Raw genomic sequence first — 214 nt, 5'->3', positions numbered from 1 at the left:
GGCCTTCCTGGAACACTTTGCCTTGCCGAATGTCGGACTCTTTAACTTCCTGGTGCCTTACGGCGAATTCCTGGTTGGCCTGGGGCTGATCCTCGGTACCTTCACCACCTTCGCTGCACTGATGGGCTTCGTGATGAACGCCGCGTTCCTCTTCTCGGGTACGGTAAGCACCAACGCTCAAATGTTGATCCTTGAAGTACTGATTCTCGTCGCT

1 protein-coding gene is annotated in these 214 nt (G+C 54.7%); it reads left to right on the top strand.

Annotated elements, in window-relative coordinates; translation table 11 throughout:
- A partial coding sequence (locus M3G15_RS21480; protein ID WP_260072026.1) for a DoxX family membrane protein occupies positions 1 to 214 on the top strand: 214 nt, incomplete at both ends.

Origin of the sequence: Paenibacillus sp. p3-SID1389 (assembly GCF_025151705.1) — a bacterium.
GTDB lineage: Bacteria > Bacillota > Bacilli > Paenibacillales > Paenibacillaceae > Fontibacillus > Fontibacillus phoenicis.
Note: the sequence above shows the minus strand (reverse complement) of the source record. Positions and strands in the feature narration are given on the sequence as shown.